This window comes from Sphaerimonospora thailandensis, assembly GCF_016863115.1.
Taxonomy (GTDB): Bacteria; Actinomycetota; Actinomycetes; order Streptosporangiales; family Streptosporangiaceae; genus Sphaerimonospora; species Sphaerimonospora cavernae.
In genome coordinates, this window is record NZ_BOOG01000153.1 from 1 (window position 1) to 687 (window position 687).

Sequence of the window (687 nt, forward strand, 5' to 3'; positions counted from 1 at the left end):
TGGTTGCCGGCGAGGATGCCGTACCGGCCGGAGGTGATGTTGCCGCCTCCGCCGACGCTGCCCGTCACCGACGCGCCGCCCTTGCAGCCCCCCGCCGCCTCGCCGAGAACGGCGACCGCGTTGCCGCAGATGTTGATCGGCGCGGTGATCGGCGCCACCAACTGGTTGCCGCCCAGGATGGAGGAGCGGCCCGAGGTGCGGTTCCCGCCCGCGCCCCAGTAGCCGTGCCGTCCCCAGCTCCCCTTCACGGTGGCCCCGCCGCGGCAGCCCGCGAACGCGTCACCGGCGATCGCCACGGCGTTCCCGCAGACGTTGATCGGCACAGTGATCGGCGCGACCACCTGGTTGCCGCCCCCGATCGAGGAGGTGCCCGAAGTGCGGTTCCCGCCCGCGCCCCAGTTGCCCGGCCGGTCCCTCCTGATCGTCCTCGGCTTCTTGCCCGGCGTCACCACCCGGGTGCCGCTGCCCCCGGAGTATCGCCAGTCGGTGTCGTGACCACTCGAGCCGGGGTGGGTCCACTTACCGCCGCCGCGCCGCTCGCGGGCGGGCTTGTCGCGGCGTGGCCTGTGGCCGTGATCGTGGCCGCCGCCGACCGACGAGCCGCCGCGGCAGCCGGAGAACGCCTCGCCGAGCACGGCGACGGAGTTGCCGCAGACGTTGATCGGCGCGGTGATCGGCGCCACCACC

At 74.4% G+C, this 687-nt stretch carries 1 protein-coding gene; it reads right to left on the bottom strand.

The genetic code is table 11. The annotated features are described in order from the left end of the window. The coding region (locus tag Mth01_RS29405; RefSeq protein WP_204019221.1) for a chaplin family protein at nt 1–687 on the bottom strand (687 nt) is incomplete at both ends.